Genomic DNA, 18,601 nt, shown 5'->3' with positions numbered 1-18,601 from the left:
CGGTTATTCCTCCCAATTTAGTATTGCTTCTGCTGTTTCTTCATCGGTTACTAAATGCGTCAGGTAATCGCCTCTAAGAGCACCGACAATGGACGCCACTTTTTCCCTTGACTCGGCAACGGCTATCGTTGCACGGTTTTCTCGTAATCGCTCGAGTTCAATAGCCACCGCGCGTTCGCGTAGGTCGGCATTTGTTTCGACTCCATCAATCGTATAAAAGCGTGAACAAATATCGCCCACTATGTTTTCGGATTCAAGCTTTTTTGCCTCTCCGTCTCCAAGGAACCCCGTCCAGACTAAGTTTGATGAACGGATAGGGGCACCAATTCCGATGATGGAAACCGTCATTTCCTTCCAGAGGTGACGAACATCTTGCATATAATCAGAATCCATAATCTCATCTCTGGTTTCTTTTGACTGAACAATGGCAGCGGAATCAATATAATACGCTTTTGATTTAAACGCTTTCGCGAAACTGTAAGCGATTGTATTCACGTGATGATCCACACGCATTTTTCCAGGACCACCTACAATCGGCACAAAGCGAATATCACGCTTTCGTCCTTTTTCGATGACATCTGCCATTGTCCCGACGGTCGAACCCCAGGCAAGCCCGACAACATCTCCATCCACGAGGATGCTATCCACGAGAGAAACGGCTGCTTTCCCGATCAATTCAAGTCGATCTCGACGGGATGTCTCTGGCTCAACAGGAACAACGAAAACTTCAGCAAGTCCATATCGTTCCGCCAGTTGTTTCTCAAGCTCGACACGAACGCGCTGGGTCTCGACAATTTCGATGCGAACAACTCCGATATCCCTTGCTTTTTGCAGCATCCGTGTGACTGTCGTCCGATAGATTCCTAATCTCTTTGCAATCTCGTTTTGGGTGAGTGATTCTTCATAATACATTTTAGACACGATGATCAGACTTCGTTCTTCATGCCAATTCAAAAACCTACCCCCTAACTCTGCACATATGTGCAATGTGTGACCAAAGGTGTTGACTTGGTAAAGTATAAGGCGCTTACAGTGAGTAGTCAATAATCTTTCGCTTGTGGATTTTAATTCCAAACGATTTTGCACATATGTGCAGAAGGTGACGGTTTGTTGTCAAACTCATGCTATTGAGAGCTTGGGGGATAGGGGAGCGAGGGATCACTTATCGCACGCGTTGGAGAGGGTTCATCGCTTCATAAAAAAGTGGGGGGTGGTGCCCCCACTGAATAAAATGTTCGTTAGCCGCGGGATTTTCCGCCTGAAATATTAACGGTTGTGCCAGTAACATAGCTTGCACGCTCTGAAGCTAAGTAGGCAATGGCTTCACCGATCTCATCAAGCTTTCCAACACGTCCGAGTGGGATGGATTTGCTGTAATCTGTTCCAAGACCTTCTACTGTTACGCCGCGTGTATAAGCCAGTGCCTCGTTATACGCATCGGTCGTTAAGCCTGTTTTTTCATTAATGCCAGGCGCAATGCCGACGACACGAATGTTGAATTTGCCTAGTTCTTTCGCCCAAGAACGGGTAAACCCGTTGATGGCCCCTTTTGTGGCAGAATAGACGCTTTGTCCCGCAGACCCTTCCATTCCTGCTTCAGAAGAAACATTTATGATGACGCCCTTGGTATTTTTGATCATTTCTCTTGCTGCCGCTTGCGCACAGAGGTAAGGGCCTTTCTGATTCACGGCCACCATGAAATCAAAATCCTTTTCACTGATCTCATATTCTGGCTTTTCGCCACGGTCATCCACGAGCAAGCGTGGCAAATTTACTCCAGCGTTGTTGACCAAAATATCGACGGTTCCAAAGAATTCAATGGCTTTGTTTGTCATGGTTTCAACGCTTTCTTTGTTCGTAACGTCGCATTGAATATGATAAGTCCCATCCCTTTGTTCACCAGTTTCTACATTCAAATCAGCAATGGCGACCTTTGCTCCATTCTTTACTAAGTGATCTGTGATGTGAGCGCCAATTCCCGACGCCCCCCCTGTGACAATCGCTACCTTAGTTTCTAATTGAAGCCATGATTCGTTCATTTCAGTTTCCTCCTTTAAATCGCATAGGTTAGTATGAGCATTTGTAACATCGACGATTTGCAGCTTCTTGCTTGTGCATGAAAAAGCTACTTACTTCTTGTCCGAGTAAATGATACAGGCATTAACAATGAATATCAAGTGTAAATAAGGATAAAGGATATGAAAAGAAGATGTTTTAAGGTATAATACAAGAAAAAACATGCACTTTCTTGAAGGAGGTGAGCCCTATGCTGAAGAAGGAAAGACAGAACGAAATCATAAAGATGATTCAAAATGAGGGAAAGGCAATAGCAAAAGAACTAAGCATACACTTAAATGTCTCAGAAGACACCATAAGAAGAGATTTACGAGAGATGGACGCAAAGGGACTGATCCAACGAGTGCATGGCGGGGCATTCCCCATTTCCCAAAGTGCGATTACATTTGCAGAGAGAAATGAAGAATTATTGGAGTCAAAAAGAGTGCTGGCGATGAAAGGGTTGGAGTTGGTAACGGACGGACAAGTCATCTTGCTAGATGGGAGTACAACGAACCTTCAACTTGCAAAAGAGCTTCCTGAACAGTTACATGCAACCATCATTACAAATAGCCCCACCATATGTCTCGAGCTTTCTGGACATCCACACTTGGAAGTCATCACGTTAGGAGGAACATTGTTTAAAGACTCTTTAGTAAATGTTGGCTTACCTGTTATTAAAACATTAGAAGATCTAAGAGCGGATCTTTGTTTTTTAGGAGTCTATTCGATTCACCCTGAATTTGGAATAAGTGAACCTCACATGGAAGAGTCGTTTGTGAGACAGCAAATGATCAAAAGTTCAAATAAGATTGCCACGCTTGTGACGAAAAATAAGCTGAATACGATCTCTAATTACAAGATCGGATCGATTGCTAGTCTCGATTACTTAATTACTGAGGGAGAAATCCCATCCCACGTTTTGAAGGGCTATGAGGATGTAGATATTGAGGTTATTAGATGTTGAATGCAGAATGTCATTGTCGGCGCCACATGCTTGTGAAAACCAGTAGGCACCGGGTGATTTGTAGAAGCCACATGCTGTCAACGCGGATTAGAAAACGTTCTGGAAAGCACCACAGTTCCTTCACAAGGGCAACTGGAGCTTGGCAAGATGCGTAAGATCCTTGGGTGAACGGAAGTGAGAAGTGACCATGGTTTGAAATCATGCTAAGGTGGAGAGCCTAGAGACGAAAAAAGGACTCCATGCAAAGGAGGAAATGAAAGTGATCCAGCGCTACAAAGTATTATTCACCAATTTGCAGAACGTGCCCGAAGTCTTAACGGAGGAAGATCGGCTGGTTGATGAATTGCATGATTTTAAGGATGTCGCTCGTGCGGTTAAAGAGGGGCGAGAGGGTCCGTACCAGGCGTTCGCGTCTTTCTTCTTCTATATGCCAAATGGCAACAATACGTATGCATTTGTGGAAGAGCATGAAATTGGTAAGTTTTATGATTATTTTAGGTGAAACCAACCAGGGGGTTAGCGGTGGCTGATTCCTGTTGGTTTTCATTGAACCACCCCGCTCTTCGGTTTAGCCTTCCTCCCACCCGTTCTTATGATCCTTACCTATACATACTGAGACTTTTTTACAACACTGTTACACAATCGCCAATGATATTATTGATATTCAACTCTCCAGCTCGGGTATAGACAATGGAACAATTGTTAGGAGGAGTAGCTATGACGTTCGAATCCTTATTCATTGGATTTGCCTTTGTTTTCATTCAACTCTATGCAAGCCGTATTATTTCCTCATCAAACCTCTCGACACCGAAGTGGCTTTCGCTTTCAGGTGGAGTGGCGATCGCATACGTGTTCGTTTATATCCTCCCCACCCTTCACGAGGAACAGAGCGATCTTGGGGGAAGCCTAGCTCTTGACTCGGAGCTATATTTCCTTGGTTTGATTGGGTTGTTGGTCTACTTCACCATCTATAAGTTGGCGGCCAGCAAACGGGAAGAAGCCAAGCAGACACGCTTCTACTTTGTCCAAGTGGGCTTTTTTGCGCTTTATACGTTTATGGTTTCTTATATTGTTTTTTCCTCGGATGTTCAAGTGGTGCAAGCTGTATTCTATGGAATGGCTGTAGGTCTGCACTTTATCGGGATCTCGCATAACCTCTGGCTTGAGAATAAGCACCTTTACCTGAGATATGGGCGGTTTATGTTGGCAGGAGCCACGCTGCTCGGGGCTGGTATCGGGGCAGTTGGGCCTCCCTCGGGTTTGTATGTCGATGCAATGATTGCGTACACGTCCGGGGCGATGATTTTTAACGTGATTAGTAAGGAAATCCCCGCTGAACGAAATGCGCACTTGCCAACATTTTTGGTTTCAGCTATGACGTACGCTACGCTTATCATTGGTTTGAAAGCTTTGTTTGATTGGTGAGTGGAGTGGGGGAGATATGGGCGTCGGAACCCCTTTTAGAACCTACAATTCTTACCTTTTGGCTATGCATCGCTCCTGCATTGACAACGCTCGACCATACATAGCTGATCGCTCCCGTATCGTTTTTCATGATGGTGAAGGCATTGTCCTCAAGTGGAGCACGACTTTTTACAAAACTTTGTCTTGAGCATAGAAGTTCCTCGGTTTTTAACTCGGGAGCCATCACTTTCGAAGAGTCCAATTGTCCGCCTAATCAAATCAGGATTAAGTGGATTATCCTGACTACATTGAGTGGTAGAAGAAGCGCTTTAGCGAGGAATGAGGGTCGGGGATAAGACGTTAAATTGCACGTTTCTGATGTGTTATGAGTAGGATTGCAGGGTAACAAGAGCTTCATATAAATTTTCCCGAAATAGTGAATCGACACGATAACCGGTAGAAGTCGTCTCCCCTCTTAGTTATGGGGGACGACTTTTTTGCTAAGGAACGGAAACCGCTTGGAGGGTGTAAAAAGCCAAGGCGCTTGAGTCGCTAATTTGAATACGTTTTCAAAATTTGATGCAACTTCAAGGCATGACCGGGCTGCCCATCCACTTTTAACTGCCCCGTCATGAAAGCCACGGTGGGGTTCAAGTTGCCGTCTAACAATTTTCCTAGATGGGCCTCACTCATTTTTAACGTGCACGCGTCTTCATCTGGAGTGGGGTCCGTTTCCACGGTCACTTGGCCACCAGAAAAAAAGACGCCGTAACGTCCTTCTGGCGTGAGTTCAAAATGGTACCGCCTTTCCAATCCCTGAATCTGTTCAGGTTGATCGTTGATTTTAACAGCTAGATGTTGAAGTCTCTCTTCCGTTGTCATACTTATCCTCCCACTATAAGAATGAATGCTATCCTATTATACATTAAGCTTTTCTTTTTGAAAAGTTAGACACCGGTGTCGATTGCATGGTACACGCTTCTAACAAAGGAAGAAGTGCAAGCAAAAGCTGATCACAATTGAGCGCAACGCCCACAAAGAGCCTCCTACTTAGCCTCGCACTTTTGGACCGGGATGATTTTCTATACGTAAACCATCCATGTTAAGGTAGTGTCAGCTAAAGGAGTGAGGTTGATGCTAAGCAATGAGGAGTATAGCAAAGAAACGCTGGTACGGTTGTATGAGATGCTCGATCAAATTGGAGATGAAGGCGATTATCTGCACTTTAATTTGTTTGAGCCGTTTTTGGCAATGGCTTCGTCTAGCTTATTGGTGAAAGAAGATGAGGAAGAGTTTGTTGAACGATTGGAAGAGGTGACGCGGAAATTTTCCAAGATGCAAGAAGAGGAAGAGCTCAGGTCTAAAAATGGGTAAGAAAAAACAGGACTGCCTTAATAGGGCAGCCCCTTCTTGTTCTAATAGAGAAGCTCTACAAACTGTGTGTTTCCAGTGATATAGAGGCCGCTTCTCAGCCTGTACATCGTTGACCCATTCACGGTGAGTGCAGAATCAACGGTGAACACTTCTCCTTGATTCACGATTGTATACCTTGCGTTCCAATCTGGCCGGTTGTAGACCCACAGCTGCGAGGAAATCACTCTGACTCTACGCGGTAGGTTGCTTCCGCCGGAAAGCTCTTCTTTAAAGCGAGCCCAGTCATTTAACAGGTTGGCTGGGCAATTTTTTCCTGTCCAATGCTGGTGAGTGACGACGTTCGCCACACCAATGCCTAGTTCACTCATGAGATGTTGGATTAAAGCAACGGCAGAGGCGCGCGTTTGCGCAAAGTTGCCGTCTCGATTGACGCAGAGCTCAATGCCGATAGAAGCGGCATTCCCTGCTCTTCCTGCATGCCAACCGACTTCGTTCGTCGGAAGGTGCTGGATGGTTTCTCGATCGTCTACGGTGTAGTGCCATGACACTTGGCGGTTCTGGGCATCTTGGCCTTTAACATACGCAGCGTGCATCGCTGCGTTGGCACCAATACTCGTATTGGCCGTTTCGTGTACGGTGATATGGGTCGGTGTTAACGGAGTGCCCGGTCGGTTGCTGTTGGTGGATGGAATGAGATCCTGCTTGATTGTACCCATTAAGATGAAAACCTCCTTATTCCTCGCTCTGATGTTTGGTGCGTTCGAGCTTTTGAATCGCTTGAGTTAAGTTGTCGATTTTTCGTTCGAAGCGAACGAGCAAATACATCGCTACCAACGTCGGAAACCCGAAATTCCCGAGAAAAATGACCCAGTTTGGTAAGTGTTCCATGGAACGCCTCCTTCTTGTTAAGGTGTAAGTAAGAAAGAAGAAAAGCCGTTTAAAAAACAACCAGTGGAAAGAAAAAAGAAGCAGCCTTTTCGGTAGGCTGCTTCCATCCCTGTATCTGATCTTTGCATGCAAAAATAAAAAAGCTGCTCTCCTTTTTGGGGAGAACAGCTTTTGTCTAGCTTCGGCGGGTAGAAGCTCGGGATTTTCTAGTCCTGGCCCGAAATCCAAAACCGGGATTTCTGATCCAGGCCTTCCAAAATCCGTGCTTCTAGGTGACCCGCCTGCGCTTTTCGATCTCATGTTTATAATCAAAACCCAGCCTTGTACTGAACGGGCACATCCATGTCTTTCTTCAGCTGTTTCGCGGCTTCCAGTGCCCAGTACGGGTTTCTGAGAAGTCCGCGACCGATCGCGATTAAGTCGGCGTCTTCGGTACCAATGACGTTGTTGGCGAGTGCGGGTGCATCGAGACGACCGACAGCCATTACCGGAACGTCAAGCGCTTCTTTTAATTGGCGCGCATACGGCACTTGGTAACCACCGTGCGTACCGGGTCTCCCGTGGGGCGTGATCGGTCCCTCGCCGCCAGCGCTGACATCGAACATGTCCACCCCTGCCTCTTGATAGGCTTTTGAGAAGTCGATCGCTTCTTTCATGCCATAGCCGCCGTCTACAAATTCTGTTCCGGAAATGCGCATCAAAAGCGGCATTTCTTTAGGCATTTCGCTTTTGACTGCTTGAATGACTTCCACACCAAAGCGAGTCAAATCTTGACCGTATTTGTCCGTTCGTTTGTTAGATAGCGGCGAATGGAACTGGTGAATCAGGTAGCCATGAGCGCCGTGAAGTTCAATTGTGTCCACGCCAGCTTCGACGGCTCGTCTCGCTGCTAAACGGTATTTTTCAACCATTTCCTCGACTTCTTCTGTTGAGAGCGCGCGTGGCGTCTTAAACGTTTCGTCAAAAGCAATGGCAGACGGGGCAACAGGCACCTTGGCATCTTCTGCTTTTCTCCCAGCATGAGCGATCTGAATGCCTACTTTGGCGCCATGCTTGTGGGCATTGTCGACAATTTCTTTAAAAGCGGACGTGTGCTCATCAGACCACAGACCTAAGCAATAATCGCTAATACGACCATCCGGCTCAACATTGGTCATCTCAACGATGATCAGTCCGGTGCCGCCCACGGCTCTGCTTGTATAATGAAGAGTGTGCCAGTCGTTTGGAATCCCGTCTTTCGCCTCGACCGAATACTGGCACATCGGGGACATCACCACGCGGTTTTTCAGGGCTAGATCCTTCAATTGGTAGGGGGTAAATAAATCAATCATGGTAAAGGCCTCCACTCTCTAAAAATCCTTTGATAGCTAGTAAACTACAATAGCGTTTGATCTTCAAGGAAAATGAACTGAATTGAATTTCATTGCGTTATAATGAGAAGATGAACGAAGGAGGAATGAGCATGAAGCCTAAAATCAAAGATGTTGCCAAAGTGGCAGGAGTCTCGCCCACAACGGTTTCTCGTGTCTTAAATGATCGTGGTTACATAAGTGAAACAACACGGAAAAGTGTCTATGATGCGATGCACCAGCTGAACTATATTCCCAATGACCTTGCCCGCTCTTTGTTTAATCAGCGGACCCATGTGATTGGGCTGATCGTTCCAACGACGAGTAACCCCTTTTACGGAGAACTAACGGCAGCGATCGAAAATTATTGTTCGGCTCAAGGGTTGAAAGTGCTGCTCTGTAATAGCTTGAACCGGGTCGACAAAGAGAAGCAATATTGGGAGATGCTGCGAAGAAATCAAGTGGACGGTGTCATTGTTGGGACGTACAACCGCGGGCTTTTGGATTATGACGGTCACAATTTGCCGATTGTCGCGATTGACCATTATCTATCGAAGGCGATCCCAGTCGTCGGTTCGGACAACTATGCTGGAGGCAAGTTAGCAACAGAAACACTGCTTTCCAAGGGTTGTAAACATGTGCTCCATGTTAATGGACCGCTGGAACTCGAGACACCAGCTAATCTACGTAGAAAAGCCTATGAGGATGTGATGGCACAAAACGGGTTGCCACACGTTACATATGAAGTGCCTCATGTGTTTGATAGGAACGAACAGGAGCGGGTCATCAAAAAAATGTTTGATGAGCATCCCGACGTTGACGGTGTGTTTGCTAGCGATGATCTGATGGCGCTCGCAGTTATTAGGGAAGCAAGAAAGCGAAGGCTATCGATTCCAAAAGAGTTGAAGGTCATTGGGTATGATGGGACAGAGATGGTGCGAACAGTGGAACCGGAGCTCTCAACGATTTGCCAGCCGATTTCTACCATCGCTGAAACGTCCGTGACTTTGCTGCAAAAACAAATCGAAGCTCCTGAGAAAAAAACAGTGCGGGAAACATGGCATGAAGTGGAGGTGTTTCAGGGAGGGACGGTGTAAAGCCGGCGGATGCCTTTGGTAACCCGCATTAACAACAGGACGACGGTCTGTGCGTGAAGGACGATCTTGCTGGCAAGACTTCTGTGTTCTTCACTTACAGCGGTCGTATAGTTTATGTCAACCGGTTGACATAAACAAACAGCTGACGTATACTTCTTTTCAAGAAAGCGATTTCAGTTAAGGGGAGGTCTTATGAAAACTATAAGGGTAGGTGTACTGTTTCTTTCTTCCGTTGTCTTAGCAGCGTGCAACAGCGACGAGAACCAATCCGGTGCCCCGCAGGACGACATCGTTATGTGGGTGCATATGTCCAGAGAGTCCGCCGAGGGAGAAGTTCTGCAAAATACGGTCGATCAGTTTAACGAGGAATATGAGGGTGAATATAAAGCGGCCATTGAATTTATTCCACGCGGCGGTGGTGGCGGTGGATATGAAGACAAGGTCAATGCCGGCGTGTCAACCGGGACGCTGCCTGATGTCCTTACATTAGATGGCCCGAATACGGCTGCCTATGCAGAGGCTCAAATTATCGCTCCGCTCGATGGGTACATCGAGGATGAGGAGGATTTTTACCCAAGCGTCATTGAACAAGGGACGTACGACGACCAGCTATATGCAATCGGTTATTCGGAGTCGGGCGTAGGCATTTATTACAACAAAGAGATGTTTGAGCAGGCCGGTATTGATTCGGAGAACCTGGCTACGATTGATGATCCTTGGGACTGGAATGAGTTTACCGATGTTGCCAAAAGGCTCTCCGAGGAGTTCGGCACGCCAGCGATTGATATGATGCTGAATGATAACAGCGAGTGGCTCATGTATGCATTTACGCCTTTTTTGTGGTCACATGGCGGTGACGTTGTTTCGGAGGATGGGGAGGAAGCGGTTGGTGTGTTTGACGAGCAGCAGTCGCTAGAAACCCTTCAGTTCATTCAAAACCTTCTGCAAAACGACTACACGACTATATCGCCTACGGACAATGCCTTTCAAACGGGCCAATATCCTATGCTGATGAGCGGGTCATGGACGATTCAGGAGTTGGCAACCAGCTATCCTGATATTGAATACGGCATGATGCCCTATCCTGTCTCTCCGGATACGAACGAACTTGTTTCTCCGACGGGAAGTTGGCAGTATGCAATTTCCAGCACAACTGAAAACGAAGAAGGAGCGGGTGAACTGGTTCAATTCCTCACTTCTACTAAAGCGATTGCCGATGTCAGTCTAAGGAACGGCGTCCTTCCTTCCCGGCAATCCTCGACCGATATGATTCAAGATGAAGTCCCAGAACAATTAAAGGTACTGATTGAGCAAAATGAGAAGTCGGGTCGTGCAAGGCCTGTTTTGCCAGCCTATCCACAAGTGAGCAGAGCCTTCCAGCAAACCATTGGCGCGCTGGAATACTATGAAGGCGAGGAGGAACTTAGAGAGTTGCTGGATGAACGTGCTCAGCAAATGCAGACATCTATAGACAGACGGTAAGGCCAACCTTACACAGCGGAGGTGTACCTATGAAACGAATGACAGCCACTATGCAGCCTTATTACTTTCTACTGCCGGCTATGCTATTGTTGGGTTTGTTTTTATTTCTGCCGGTGTTGTTAACGATCTATTATTCTTTCACAGATTACTACATGCTTACCCCGGGTACCGGAGTTTTGCTGGGTTAGATAATTTCACTCAGCTAGCAAGTGATCCGGTCTTTCTGGAAAGCTTGAAAAATATCGGGCTTTTCGTCATCTGTGTTATTCCGCTCCAGGTAGGCACCGCGCTCGGGCTGGCATTAATTATTAACAAGAAGCGTAGAGGGAATCTTTTCATAAAAATTGCGTTCTTTTCCCCAGTTGTGATGTCGCTCGTTGTTATCTCGGTGCTATGGCTGTACTTGCTTAATCCATCCGACGGCTTGATTAACTCGGCCCTGCAAACAGTAGGGATTAGCCCTCAGCCCTTTCTGACAAGTCCGAACCAGGCCATGTTAGCGATCGTCTTTGTATCGGCCTGGCAAGGCGCAGGTTACCAAATGCTTATTTTCCTTGCCGGCCTGCAGAACATTTCGCCTGAGGTGTATGAAGCTTCGAGGATAGATGGCGCGAACAAATGGCAGAACTTTGTTCATATTACGTTGCCGTTGCTTAAACCTACCTCGACGCTCATCCTATTTACAACGTTAATCGGGGCGTTCAAATTGATTATTCAACCGATGATCATGACTCAGGGAGGCCCGTTGAATGCGACGATGACCCCTCTTTATTATATCTATCAAACAGGGTTCACGGATCGATTTGTCGGGTACGCAAGTGCGATTACCGTTATATTCGGGCTGCTGATTGCGGTTGTCTCGTTTTTGCAACGCAAGCTTACCAAAGAGGAGGAAGCCTAGATGTCAAGAAAGCGAAAATGGAAAGTAACGTTAGAATATGTCTTGCTGATTCTGCTGGCTTTTCTATTTGTTTTTCCCTTGCTATGGATGTTTGCTTCCTCATTGAAACCGGAAGCTTCTATCTACCAAGATTTAACTAGTATTAAGGCATTGCTTCCCTCTCTCCAGCCGAGCGATTGGCTTGAACCTTATCGTGAATTGTTTTCCCGGTTCAATATCCTTGGCTACGTAGCTAATAGCTTGCTATACGCGACCATTATTACAGTCGGTTCCATCGTTGTAAATGCGATGGCGGGATTCGCGTTTTCAAAGTTCACGTTCAAGGGCAAGTATCTTTTATTTGGCATGCTACTGGCCTTGCTGATTGTCCCTATGGAAACGATGATTATCTCTCAATTTACAATCATTCACCACTTGGGGCTTGTGGATACACGGATTGCCGTCGTGTTGCCGATGATAGCCAATGTATTTTTCATTTATTTATTTCGCAACTTCTTTATGGCTGTCCCTACTTCGGTTCTTGAGTCCGCGAGAATTGAGGGAGCAAACAACTGGACCATCTTCTGGAGAATCATGATGCCCATGTCCAAACCAGCGATTGCCACTGTCGGCACGCTCTCGTTTATTGCCAGCTGGAATGACTACTTGTGGCCGCTCATGATTCTCACAGATACGAGCAAGCATCCACTGCAAGTAGCGATTACAAACATTAATGTCACAGAGCCCGTCTTTACAAACCAAATTATGGCGATTTTGACGATCTCCACTATTCCGCTCATCATTGTCTATATCTTTGCACAGAAATACTTGTTGCAAGGGCTTGGATCATCGGGGACGGGTGATAAGTAGAAACGGGTGGGAAAAGACAGACAAACAGAATCATCGCTTTGATGGTTGTAAAAGTAAGCAATATGTCGGTTGCGAAAACCATTGAGAGAGAAAAGGAATAGAGCAAAAGGATCAACTAGTGGTACAAGGAGGACTAACGATGGAAAAGGTTCAAATGAACAGCACACATGAAGAACGCATCAAACAAGCGACGGAGGCGGTCCGTGAACAGGCAAAGACAATTGACTCAACCTACCGTCTCGGCTACCATCTCATGGCCCCATCTGGCTGGATCAATGATCCGAACGGGCTGATCTTTTATAAAGGGGAATATCACGCATTCTATCAGCACCATCCCTATGATGCGACGCATGGGCCGATGCACTGGGGCCATGCCAAAAGTCGCGACCTTATTCATTGGGAGCATCTCCCTGTCGCTCTTGCCCCAGGAAACGCTTTCGACACAAGTGGCTGCTTTTCCGGCAGTGCTGTAGAGGGTGACGACATGTTAACGCTTATCTATACAGGACATAATGTGACCGATTCAGGAAGCGATGAATTTTTTCAGAACCAAAACATTGCCAGGAGCAAAGACGGCCTTGTGTTTGAGAAGGCTACTGAAAACCCGGTGATTCCGCAGCAGCCAGAGGGAACGACACAGGATTTCCGCGATCCCAAAGTGTGGAAACACGGCGACAAATGGTATATGGTTGTAGGTTCGACAGAGAAAGAAGGCAGGAGGGGGCAAGTGCTGCTTTACGCATCGTCCAATCTATCAAATTGGGTCTATCTTGGCGTTCTGGCCCATAGTGACGGCACCGAAGGGTATATGTGGGAGTGCCCCGACTTCTTTGAACTTGATGGAAAGCATATACTCTTGATTTCTCCACAAGGAATCGAAGCGGAAGGAGAGCGTTATCTGAATCATCATCAGACGGGATTTCTTATTGGTGACTTTGACTACGAGACGCTGACATATACTCGTGGAACGTTTACAGAGCTTGACTTCGGCCATGACTTTTATGCTGTGCAAACGTTCAAGGATGAAAAAGGGCGCCGCATTGCGTTTGGCTGGATGGATATGTGGGAATCGCCGATGCCGACGCAAGCTCACGGCTGGTCAGGGGCTTTTACTTTACCAAGGGAACTCTCCATGTCTAATCAGGGACGATTGCTGATGAATCCAGTAGAGGAAGTGGCGCAGCTGCGAAAGGAAGAAGTGCCACTAGATATAGAGGCTGTGCAGGATGAAGAGGTGTTGCTGCCGCTCGCTGGCGAAATGATCGAGCTGGAGCTTTCTTTGAAAACGGGGACGACTACGGAATGCGGGGTCAAGCTTCGTTGTTCGGAAGACGGAGGGGAGGAAACGGTGCTTTCCTTCCATGCAAAGGAAGATAAGCTAGTGCTTGATCGCTCTCGTTCTGGAAAAGGAGTGAGTGGTATACGTACAGGGCTTGTGGAAGCAAGTGAAAGCCTAGACCTGCGTATCTTTGTCGATCGCTCCTCGGTCGAAGTCTTTGTGAATGGCGGGGAAACGGTGCTGACAAGTCGGATCTATCCGTCGGAGGGGAGTACAGGTGTGAAGCTGTTTTCCAGGGGCGGGGACGTGCAACTCTCATCGATTCGCGGGTATAGGTTGAAAGATACGTGGAGTGAGTAGGAGATCTTTCAGTTGCCGAGTGCAGGGGAGCGCCTTTGTTCTCGGTTTTTTTGCTTGTGCCTAGGAAAGGAAGGAGTGGTCCAAGGTGAGGAGAGAGGGATGCGGTTTTATGACAGAGCCGCTGAACCGGTTTGTAATACGACTACGAATGCGACACTAATAATCATCCGCAGTTTTAAATGGAATTACAATTGCAAAAACTAAATATTTAGAAAAGACAGCCAATTGTTTGTTTCCTCGTTAAATTGGATATTTTTAAAGCCCATTTTTTCATAAAATAAATGGAGGGGTCCGTCACTATACTCAACGCCTACAATTCGCATGGCGGTGAGTTCTTTGATAACTTTGCAAAGATTTTTAGTCTCGTCGACAACCTCACGGCCAGGTAGAATTCCTTTGTAGTCATCGGAACGACCTAACTGAGCAAGAATGATTCAACGTCCTTGTTCTTTTTGCAAACAAAAGTAAAGAGATGATCTGCAAGAAGTTGATCATCTCCAATTTCTTGGTACTCGTTAATTAAGTGGTGCAAGCTTTTAATTTCCATTGCGAATACCCTTTCTAGCTGCAATGATTTTTTTAGCCTCTGCTCTACGTTGTTCTGGTGTCGAGAAAAAATCATTGGCCATTTTAGATGGCTTCACTGTTCTAACAGGTAAATTAGCAATTGCTTCAGCTTCATTTTGAGAAATGACAAAACGGTTAGTATTTATGCTTGTCGCCATATCTTTTGCCTCCTTGTCAGACATCCCCATCCTCCTAACTGGATTTTGGGAGTCAGTCTGCCCTGTTAGATCTATACTATACCAAAGCTACTAAAATGACAAAGTATTATAAAAACCTTTTCCCTTAGGGAAGCAAAAATAAACGCATCCAAATGGCCTCCCGAGACGGAAAGGGAACTTACTGAAACGGGAGCCAAATAACTGAATAGGGAGAGAACGATACAAAAATAACCCTCCAAGAGTAGATATCCATATAGAGAGACCCAACAACTTCCTCTTTACGATAGACGGACCATAATAAACACCTCTCGCCTTATAGCCCACTACACTACACTCAAAAAGGGGTTGCAACTTTCTGAAATTAGGCGTACGATGTGATTTATACAAAAAAGTAAATCATCTACCAAGTAGTTGGAGTGAGGGAGAGTTAGAAAATGAAAACCGTAGCATCCATCAGCCGTTTTGCTGGAAAATACTTTGCTTTTTTCGTCATTGCGGCTGCTATTATCGCCTATTTTTTCACTGGTTTGTCTGTGCTTACGGGTGCGATCAACATTCTTCTCGGGTTGATTATGTTCGGAATGGGCTTGAACTTAAGAGCCAATGACTTCGCGATGGTTTTTAAGAAACCAAAGATCGTCATCTTTGGCGTGCTCTTGCAGTTTACAGTGATGCCACTGCTCGCGCTGGCTATTGTCTGGTTATTGAACCTCCCACCTGAAATAGCCATCGGCGTCGTTTTGCTTGGCTCAGTACCGGGAGGAACGTCTTCCAACGTCATGGTGTATCTCGCGAAGGGAGATTTGCCTCTATCCGTGTCGATGACGACACTCTCTACGCTGTTTGCGCCTCTAGCGACGCCGTTTATCATGTACTTGGTCGCCAACAGCTGGTTGCCTGTTGATCCATGGGCGCTGTTTGTTTCGATCACACAAGTCGTGTTGCTTCCAATTGTGTTAGGTGTGTTGTGTAACTACTTATTCGGAAGAGGCGTCGAGAAGGTCACGCCTGCACTCCCACTCGTTTCTGTAACAGCGATTATCCTGATCGTGATGGGAGTGGTCGCGGCGAACGCTGGCAACATTATTGAAGTAGGACTCCCTGTATTTCTTGCGGCTTTCCTGCACAACGGGGCGGGTTACTTGTTCGGCTATCTTCTTGCCGTTCTCCTTCGCGCAAGTCCTGCGCAGTGTCGGGCGGTTTCCATTGAAGTGGGCATGCAAAATTCAGGCCTAGCCAGCAGTCTCGGCGCTACGCATTTTGGTCCGCTAGCGGCTTTGCCTGGTGCGATTTTCAGTGTTTGGCATAATATCTCGGGTCCAATTCTTGCAAGTTTTTGGAACCGTCGACCGCTTGAGGATCGTCACGCCACAGACGAAAAACGGAGTGCGTAAAGAGAGAAGAAGATGAGGCGAGATGCTTTGTCTTCTTTCTGTCTAGCTCCGGCGGGTAGAAGCGTCGAAATTCTCTAGTCCTGCAGAAATCCAAGACGGGGCTGGCGAGTAGCAGGCCTCCCACAATCCTCACTTCTGTGCAACGACTCAGAGGATGGGGGCAGGGGCACAAAAAGCCACGGGGAGCGAAAAAGCTACCAAGCGTATAAGTCGGGCTTGTTAGCCTTATTTTTAACAGTCCTTCTCTTCTCATCCAAAGGTTGAGGGGCTTAAACCCCATCCATATAAGGACGAACAGTCTCCAAATGCGTCCCCACATCAATTCCCGCACCCGTCACAATCACCGCCGTCGGTCCCTTAGGACGAATGTCTCCGTGTAACAGTGCACCGACGCCAACAGCCGCCGCTCCCTCGACGACTAAGCGGTGGTGCTTGTACAGAAAAGCCATTCCTCTAGCGATGCTCTCCTCAGAAAGGCGGAAGCGCGTGTCGACATACTGTTTGACCGCTTCCAATGTATAGCGGTTGTCTGCGCCAATCCCGCCAAGCAAGCTATCAGCGAATGTCGGGTGTTCGGGAACGTCGACTGGGCGCCCAGCGGCCAAACTTTCTTCCATCGCCGCTCCCTTTTCGATACTTATGCCGGCAACGGTAATCGAGCGGTCGGTTTCCTTTAATGCCAGTCCGACGCCACCAAGTAAGCCGCCTCCAGATAGGCCTGCGATGACGGTATCAATCTCAGGCAAATCTTCTAGTAACTCAAGGCCAAGAGTGCCTTGGCCAGCAATGATGGCTGGATGATCAAACGGGGGAACGAGAGGAAGTCCCTCTTTCTCGCTCATCTGAAGGCAGGCCGCTCCGGCTTCATCCTGACTTTTCCCGGTGATCACAAGCTCTGCGCCGCTTGCTCGAAGCGCCTCTTTCTTCGCCTCGGGCACCGCTTCTGAGACAAAGATGACTGCACGAATCCCGGCCTGTTTAGCCGCATAGGCAACCGCTAATCCGTGGTTGCCTGTCGAAAATGCCGTGACCCCACGTTGTTGCTCAGCCACTGGCAGTGACTGCAAAAAGTTAAGCGCGCCCCGTAGCTTGAAGGAGCCACTAGGTTGGAGGGTTTCTAGCTTTAGCCAGACGGGAACCCCGCACTTCTCTGATAACACCGCGCTTTTTATAAGTGGTGTTTTCGTAAGATAGGGTTGAAGTCGTTTACGCGCTTGCCATACCGCTCGCATGAAAATCTGTTGCTGCATGTCGTCTCCTCCTAACAAAAGTCTCTTGGCCTACATTGGACAGAAGGCGACAAACTCCTGCCTTGGCGAAAATTAAATTTCCAGATGAAGCAGGAAAACGTAAGTCTTCTATTTAAAAAGATAGAAAGAGTGTCATTCGCAAAGGAGAGAGGATGAATGAGATGGACATTTTTAAAGAAAAAGAGATCCGGGAGCAGGTCACCATTTCTAAAGAAGCGCTGACAGAGGTGGAGGAAGCTTTTCGCCATTTGTATAAAGGGCAGGTCTCGCAGCCGCCGGTCATTCGCGTCGACGTGCCGGAGCATCGTGGGGAGACGGATATTAAAACCGCTTATATTCCAGGGTTTGAGACGTTTGCGATCAAAGTTTCTTCTGGTTTCTTTGATAACCCGAAAAAGGGGTTGCCAAGCCTTGGAGGCTTGATGCTGGCGATGGATTCAGAAACTGGCGTGCCGAAAGCGCTGCTACAGGACAACGGCTACCTGACGGACGTGCGTACAGCACTTGCCGGAGCAGTTGCAGCATCGAAACTTGCGAAAACACACATCAAGAGTGTGGGCGTCATCGGCACAGGCATGCAAGCCCGGCTGCAAGTGGAAGCGCTGAAACTTGTTCGCTCGTTCGCGCAGGTGCATGTGTACGGACGGACGCAGGAACATGCCAAGGCGTACAAGCGGGACATGGAAGAGGCGTACGGAGTGACGGTACAGATCGAATCAGATGTTGAAAACGTGGTTAAGGCGAGCGACCTTATCGTAACGACAACACCGTCAACGGAACCACTTATTCAAGCAGAATGGCTGCATCCGGGTTTGCATATCACGGCGATGGGATCGGATGCCGAGCACAAAAACGAGCTGTCACCGAATGTATTTGAGAAAGCAGACTTGATTGTGGGCGATTCCAAATCTCAAGTGTTCACAATCGGAGAGCTGCATCACGCAGCGGAGGTCCGAGAAGAGGACGTGACAGAACTTGGAGCGATTGTTCACGGCGACGCTTTGGGGCGCACAACGGACGAGCAAATTACCGTTTGCGATTTAACCGGAACTGGGGTGCAGGACACGGCCATTGCCAATTTTGCGCTGAGAAGGTTGTCAAGGTAAAGCAAAAGGCGTTGAGAGTGCCACTCAAGGTTTTGCTTCTGAATTTCTACCCATTACGTGACAATCGCCAAAAAGAGTGATAGAAATAAAAGAAGCAACTTCGTTTGTGGAGGCGTTGGTC

20 protein-coding genes are annotated in these 18,601 nt (G+C 47.3%); 11 read left to right on the top strand and 9 right to left on the bottom strand.

Going from position 1 to position 18,601, the window contains the following annotated elements:
• Positions 1-3: 3 nt before the first annotated feature.
• Both AVZ68_RS02520 and AVZ68_RS02515 read right to left on the bottom strand, forming a co-directional pair.
• On the bottom strand, positions 4-954 hold the full coding sequence (locus AVZ68_RS02520; protein WP_059102981.1) for a sugar-binding transcriptional regulator: 951 nt from the start codon (positions 952-954) through the stop codon (positions 4-6).
• Between the two features lie 284 nt (positions 955-1,238).
• Positions 1,239-2,039 carry an SDR family oxidoreductase gene (locus AVZ68_RS02515; protein ID WP_059102980.1) on the bottom strand — a complete coding sequence of 267 codons (801 nt, stop codon included), beginning with the start codon at positions 2,037-2,039 and terminating at the stop codon, positions 1,239-1,241.
• Between the two features lie 227 nt (positions 2,040-2,266).
• On the opposite strand from AVZ68_RS02515, the gene AVZ68_RS02510 reads away from it, so the two are divergent.
• From AVZ68_RS02510 to AVZ68_RS02500, 3 genes are all read left to right on the top strand, one after another.
• Complete coding sequence (locus tag AVZ68_RS02510) at positions 2,267-3,022, top strand: DeoR/GlpR family DNA-binding transcription regulator (RefSeq protein ID WP_059102979.1); 756 nt, start codon at positions 2,267-2,269, stop codon at positions 3,020-3,022.
• Between the two features lie 259 nt (positions 3,023-3,281).
• Entirely contained in the window at positions 3,282-3,524 is a 243-nt protein-coding gene (locus AVZ68_RS02505) for a hypothetical protein (protein WP_059102978.1), read from the top strand.
• Positions 3,525-3,739: 215 nt separating this feature from the next.
• The gene (locus AVZ68_RS02500) at positions 3,740-4,447 is read left to right on the top strand and encodes a DUF3270 family protein (RefSeq protein ID WP_059102977.1); all 708 of its coding nucleotides are present in this window, start codon (positions 3,740-3,742) and stop codon (positions 4,445-4,447) included.
• A 531-nt stretch (positions 4,448-4,978) separates the two neighbouring features.
• Here the strand turns inward: AVZ68_RS02500 and AVZ68_RS02495 are convergent.
• Positions 4,979-5,308: an SCP2 sterol-binding domain-containing protein gene (locus AVZ68_RS02495; protein ID WP_059102976.1), complete on the bottom strand. Its 330-nt coding sequence runs from the start codon at positions 5,306-5,308 to the stop codon at positions 4,979-4,981.
• A gap of 252 nt (positions 5,309-5,560) precedes the next feature.
• Here AVZ68_RS02495 and AVZ68_RS02490 point away from each other — a divergent pair, with 252 nt between their 5' ends.
• Positions 5,561-5,800, top strand: coding sequence for a hypothetical protein (locus AVZ68_RS02490; RefSeq protein ID WP_059102975.1), 240 nt, complete (start codon positions 5,561-5,563; stop codon positions 5,798-5,800).
• Between the two features lie 41 nt (positions 5,801-5,841).
• Here the strand turns inward: AVZ68_RS02490 and AVZ68_RS02485 are convergent, their stop codons facing one another.
• The 3 genes from AVZ68_RS02485 to AVZ68_RS02480 all read right to left on the bottom strand — a co-directional run bounded on the left by AVZ68_RS02485 (position 5,842) and on the right by AVZ68_RS02480 (position 8,019).
• The gene (locus tag AVZ68_RS02485) at positions 5,842-6,516 is read right to left on the bottom strand and encodes an N-acetylmuramoyl-L-alanine amidase (protein WP_059102974.1); all 675 of its coding nucleotides are present in this window, start codon (positions 6,514-6,516) and stop codon (positions 5,842-5,844) included.
• Between the two features lie 16 nt (positions 6,517-6,532).
• Positions 6,533-6,688 (bottom strand): YvrJ family protein, encoded by a 156-nt coding sequence (locus AVZ68_RS19595; protein WP_082676260.1) that lies wholly within the window; start codon positions 6,686-6,688, stop codon positions 6,533-6,535.
• Between the two features lie 308 nt (positions 6,689-6,996).
• On the bottom strand, positions 6,997-8,019 hold the full coding sequence (locus AVZ68_RS02480; RefSeq protein ID WP_059102973.1) for an NADH:flavin oxidoreductase/NADH oxidase: 1,023 nt from the start codon (positions 8,017-8,019) through the stop codon (positions 6,997-6,999).
• Between the two features lie 131 nt (positions 8,020-8,150).
• On the opposite strand from AVZ68_RS02480, the gene AVZ68_RS02475 reads away from it, so the two are divergent.
• The 5 genes from AVZ68_RS02475 to AVZ68_RS02455 all read left to right on the top strand — a co-directional run bounded on the left by AVZ68_RS02475 (position 8,151) and on the right by AVZ68_RS02455 (position 14,005).
• The gene (locus AVZ68_RS02475; RefSeq protein ID WP_059102972.1) at positions 8,151-9,134 is read left to right on the top strand and encodes a LacI family DNA-binding transcriptional regulator; all 984 of its coding nucleotides are present in this window, start codon (positions 8,151-8,153) and stop codon (positions 9,132-9,134) included.
• Between the two features lie 192 nt (positions 9,135-9,326).
• On the top strand, positions 9,327-10,616 hold the full coding sequence (locus AVZ68_RS02470; RefSeq protein WP_059102971.1) for an ABC transporter substrate-binding protein: 1,290 nt from the start codon (positions 9,327-9,329) through the stop codon (positions 10,614-10,616).
• A 232-nt stretch (positions 10,617-10,848) separates the two neighbouring features.
• Positions 10,849-11,517, top strand: coding sequence for a carbohydrate ABC transporter permease (locus AVZ68_RS02465; protein WP_245628041.1), 669 nt, complete (start codon positions 10,849-10,851; stop codon positions 11,515-11,517).
• Positions 11,518-12,366: a carbohydrate ABC transporter permease gene (locus AVZ68_RS02460; protein WP_059102970.1), complete on the top strand. Its 849-nt coding sequence runs from the start codon at positions 11,518-11,520 to the stop codon at positions 12,364-12,366.
• A 139-nt stretch (positions 12,367-12,505) separates the two neighbouring features.
• Positions 12,506-14,005, top strand: a complete 1,500-nt coding sequence (locus AVZ68_RS02455) for a glycoside hydrolase family 32 protein (protein WP_082676259.1) — start codon at positions 12,506-12,508, stop codon at positions 14,003-14,005.
• A gap of 415 nt (positions 14,006-14,420) precedes the next feature.
• Here AVZ68_RS02455 and AVZ68_RS20815 read toward each other — a convergent pair whose 3' ends face one another.
• Positions 14,421-14,552, bottom strand: coding sequence for a hypothetical protein (locus AVZ68_RS20815; protein ID WP_281176573.1), 132 nt, complete (start codon positions 14,550-14,552; stop codon positions 14,421-14,423).
• Complete coding sequence (locus tag AVZ68_RS02450; RefSeq protein WP_059102969.1) at positions 14,542-14,754, bottom strand: hypothetical protein; 213 nt, start codon at positions 14,752-14,754, stop codon at positions 14,542-14,544. The genes AVZ68_RS20815 and AVZ68_RS02450 overlap by 11 nt, the downstream gene beginning before the upstream one ends.
• 410 nt (positions 14,755-15,164) lie before the next feature.
• Between AVZ68_RS02450 and AVZ68_RS02445 the strand changes: the two genes are divergently transcribed.
• Entirely contained in the window at positions 15,165-16,124 is a 960-nt protein-coding gene (locus AVZ68_RS02445) for a bile acid:sodium symporter family protein (protein WP_059102968.1), read from the top strand.
• 269 nt (positions 16,125-16,393) lie between these two features.
• Here AVZ68_RS02445 and eutB read toward each other — a convergent pair whose 3' ends face one another.
• Positions 16,394-17,374 (bottom strand): hydroxyectoine utilization dehydratase EutB, encoded by a 981-nt coding sequence (gene eutB / locus AVZ68_RS02440; RefSeq protein ID WP_059102967.1) that lies wholly within the window; start codon positions 17,372-17,374, stop codon positions 16,394-16,396.
• A 161-nt stretch (positions 17,375-17,535) separates the two neighbouring features.
• Here eutB and AVZ68_RS02435 point away from each other — a divergent pair, with 161 nt between their 5' ends.
• Positions 17,536-18,480, top strand: a complete 945-nt coding sequence (locus tag AVZ68_RS02435) for a cyclodeaminase (RefSeq protein ID WP_218970828.1) — start codon at positions 17,536-17,538, stop codon at positions 18,478-18,480.
• Positions 18,481-18,601 lie beyond the last annotated feature (121 nt).

It is taken from the genome of Shouchella shacheensis (genome assembly GCF_001484965.1).
Taxonomy (GTDB): Bacteria; Bacillota; Bacilli; order Bacillales; family Bacillaceae_D; genus Shouchella; species Shouchella shacheensis.
Note: the sequence above shows the minus strand (reverse complement) of the source record. Positions and strands in the feature narration are given on the sequence as shown.

Coding starts and splice junctions, on each gene's coding strand:
- AVZ68_RS02475 (WP_059102972.1), top strand. CDS start 8,151: ATGAAGCCTAAAATCAAAGATGTTGCCAAAGTGGCAGGAGTCTCGCCC.
- AVZ68_RS02480 (WP_059102973.1), bottom strand. CDS start 8,019: ATGATTGATTTATTTACCCCCTACCAATTGAAGGATCTAGCCCTGAAA.
- AVZ68_RS02485 (WP_059102974.1), bottom strand. CDS start 6,516: ATGGGTACAATCAAGCAGGATCTCATTCCATCCACCAACAGCAACCGA.
- AVZ68_RS02455 (WP_082676259.1), top strand. CDS start 12,506: ATGGAAAAGGTTCAAATGAACAGCACACATGAAGAACGCATCAAACAA.
- AVZ68_RS02470 (WP_059102971.1), top strand. CDS start 9,327: ATGAAAACTATAAGGGTAGGTGTACTGTTTCTTTCTTCCGTTGTCTTA.
- AVZ68_RS02515 (WP_059102980.1), bottom strand. CDS start 2,039: ATGAACGAATCATGGCTTCAATTAGAAACTAAGGTAGCGATTGTCACA.
- AVZ68_RS02490 (WP_059102975.1), top strand. CDS start 5,561: ATGCTAAGCAATGAGGAGTATAGCAAAGAAACGCTGGTACGGTTGTAT.
- AVZ68_RS02450 (WP_059102969.1), bottom strand. CDS start 14,754: ATGTCTGACAAGGAGGCAAAAGATATGGCGACAAGCATAAATACTAAC.
- AVZ68_RS20815 (WP_281176573.1), bottom strand. CDS start 14,552: ATGGAAATTAAAAGCTTGCACCACTTAATTAACGAGTACCAAGAAATT.
- AVZ68_RS02510 (WP_059102979.1), top strand. CDS start 2,267: ATGCTGAAGAAGGAAAGACAGAACGAAATCATAAAGATGATTCAAAAT.
- AVZ68_RS02495 (WP_059102976.1), bottom strand. CDS start 5,308: ATGACAACGGAAGAGAGACTTCAACATCTAGCTGTTAAAATCAACGAT.
- AVZ68_RS19595 (WP_082676260.1), bottom strand. CDS start 6,688: ATGGAACACTTACCAAACTGGGTCATTTTTCTCGGGAATTTCGGGTTT.
- AVZ68_RS02435 (WP_218970828.1), top strand. CDS start 17,536: ATGGACATTTTTAAAGAAAAAGAGATCCGGGAGCAGGTCACCATTTCT.
- AVZ68_RS02445 (WP_059102968.1), top strand. CDS start 15,165: ATGAAAACCGTAGCATCCATCAGCCGTTTTGCTGGAAAATACTTTGCT.
- AVZ68_RS02500 (WP_059102977.1), top strand. CDS start 3,740: ATGACGTTCGAATCCTTATTCATTGGATTTGCCTTTGTTTTCATTCAA.
- AVZ68_RS02460 (WP_059102970.1), top strand. CDS start 11,518: ATGTCAAGAAAGCGAAAATGGAAAGTAACGTTAGAATATGTCTTGCTG.
- eutB (WP_059102967.1), bottom strand. CDS start 17,374: ATGCAGCAACAGATTTTCATGCGAGCGGTATGGCAAGCGCGTAAACGA.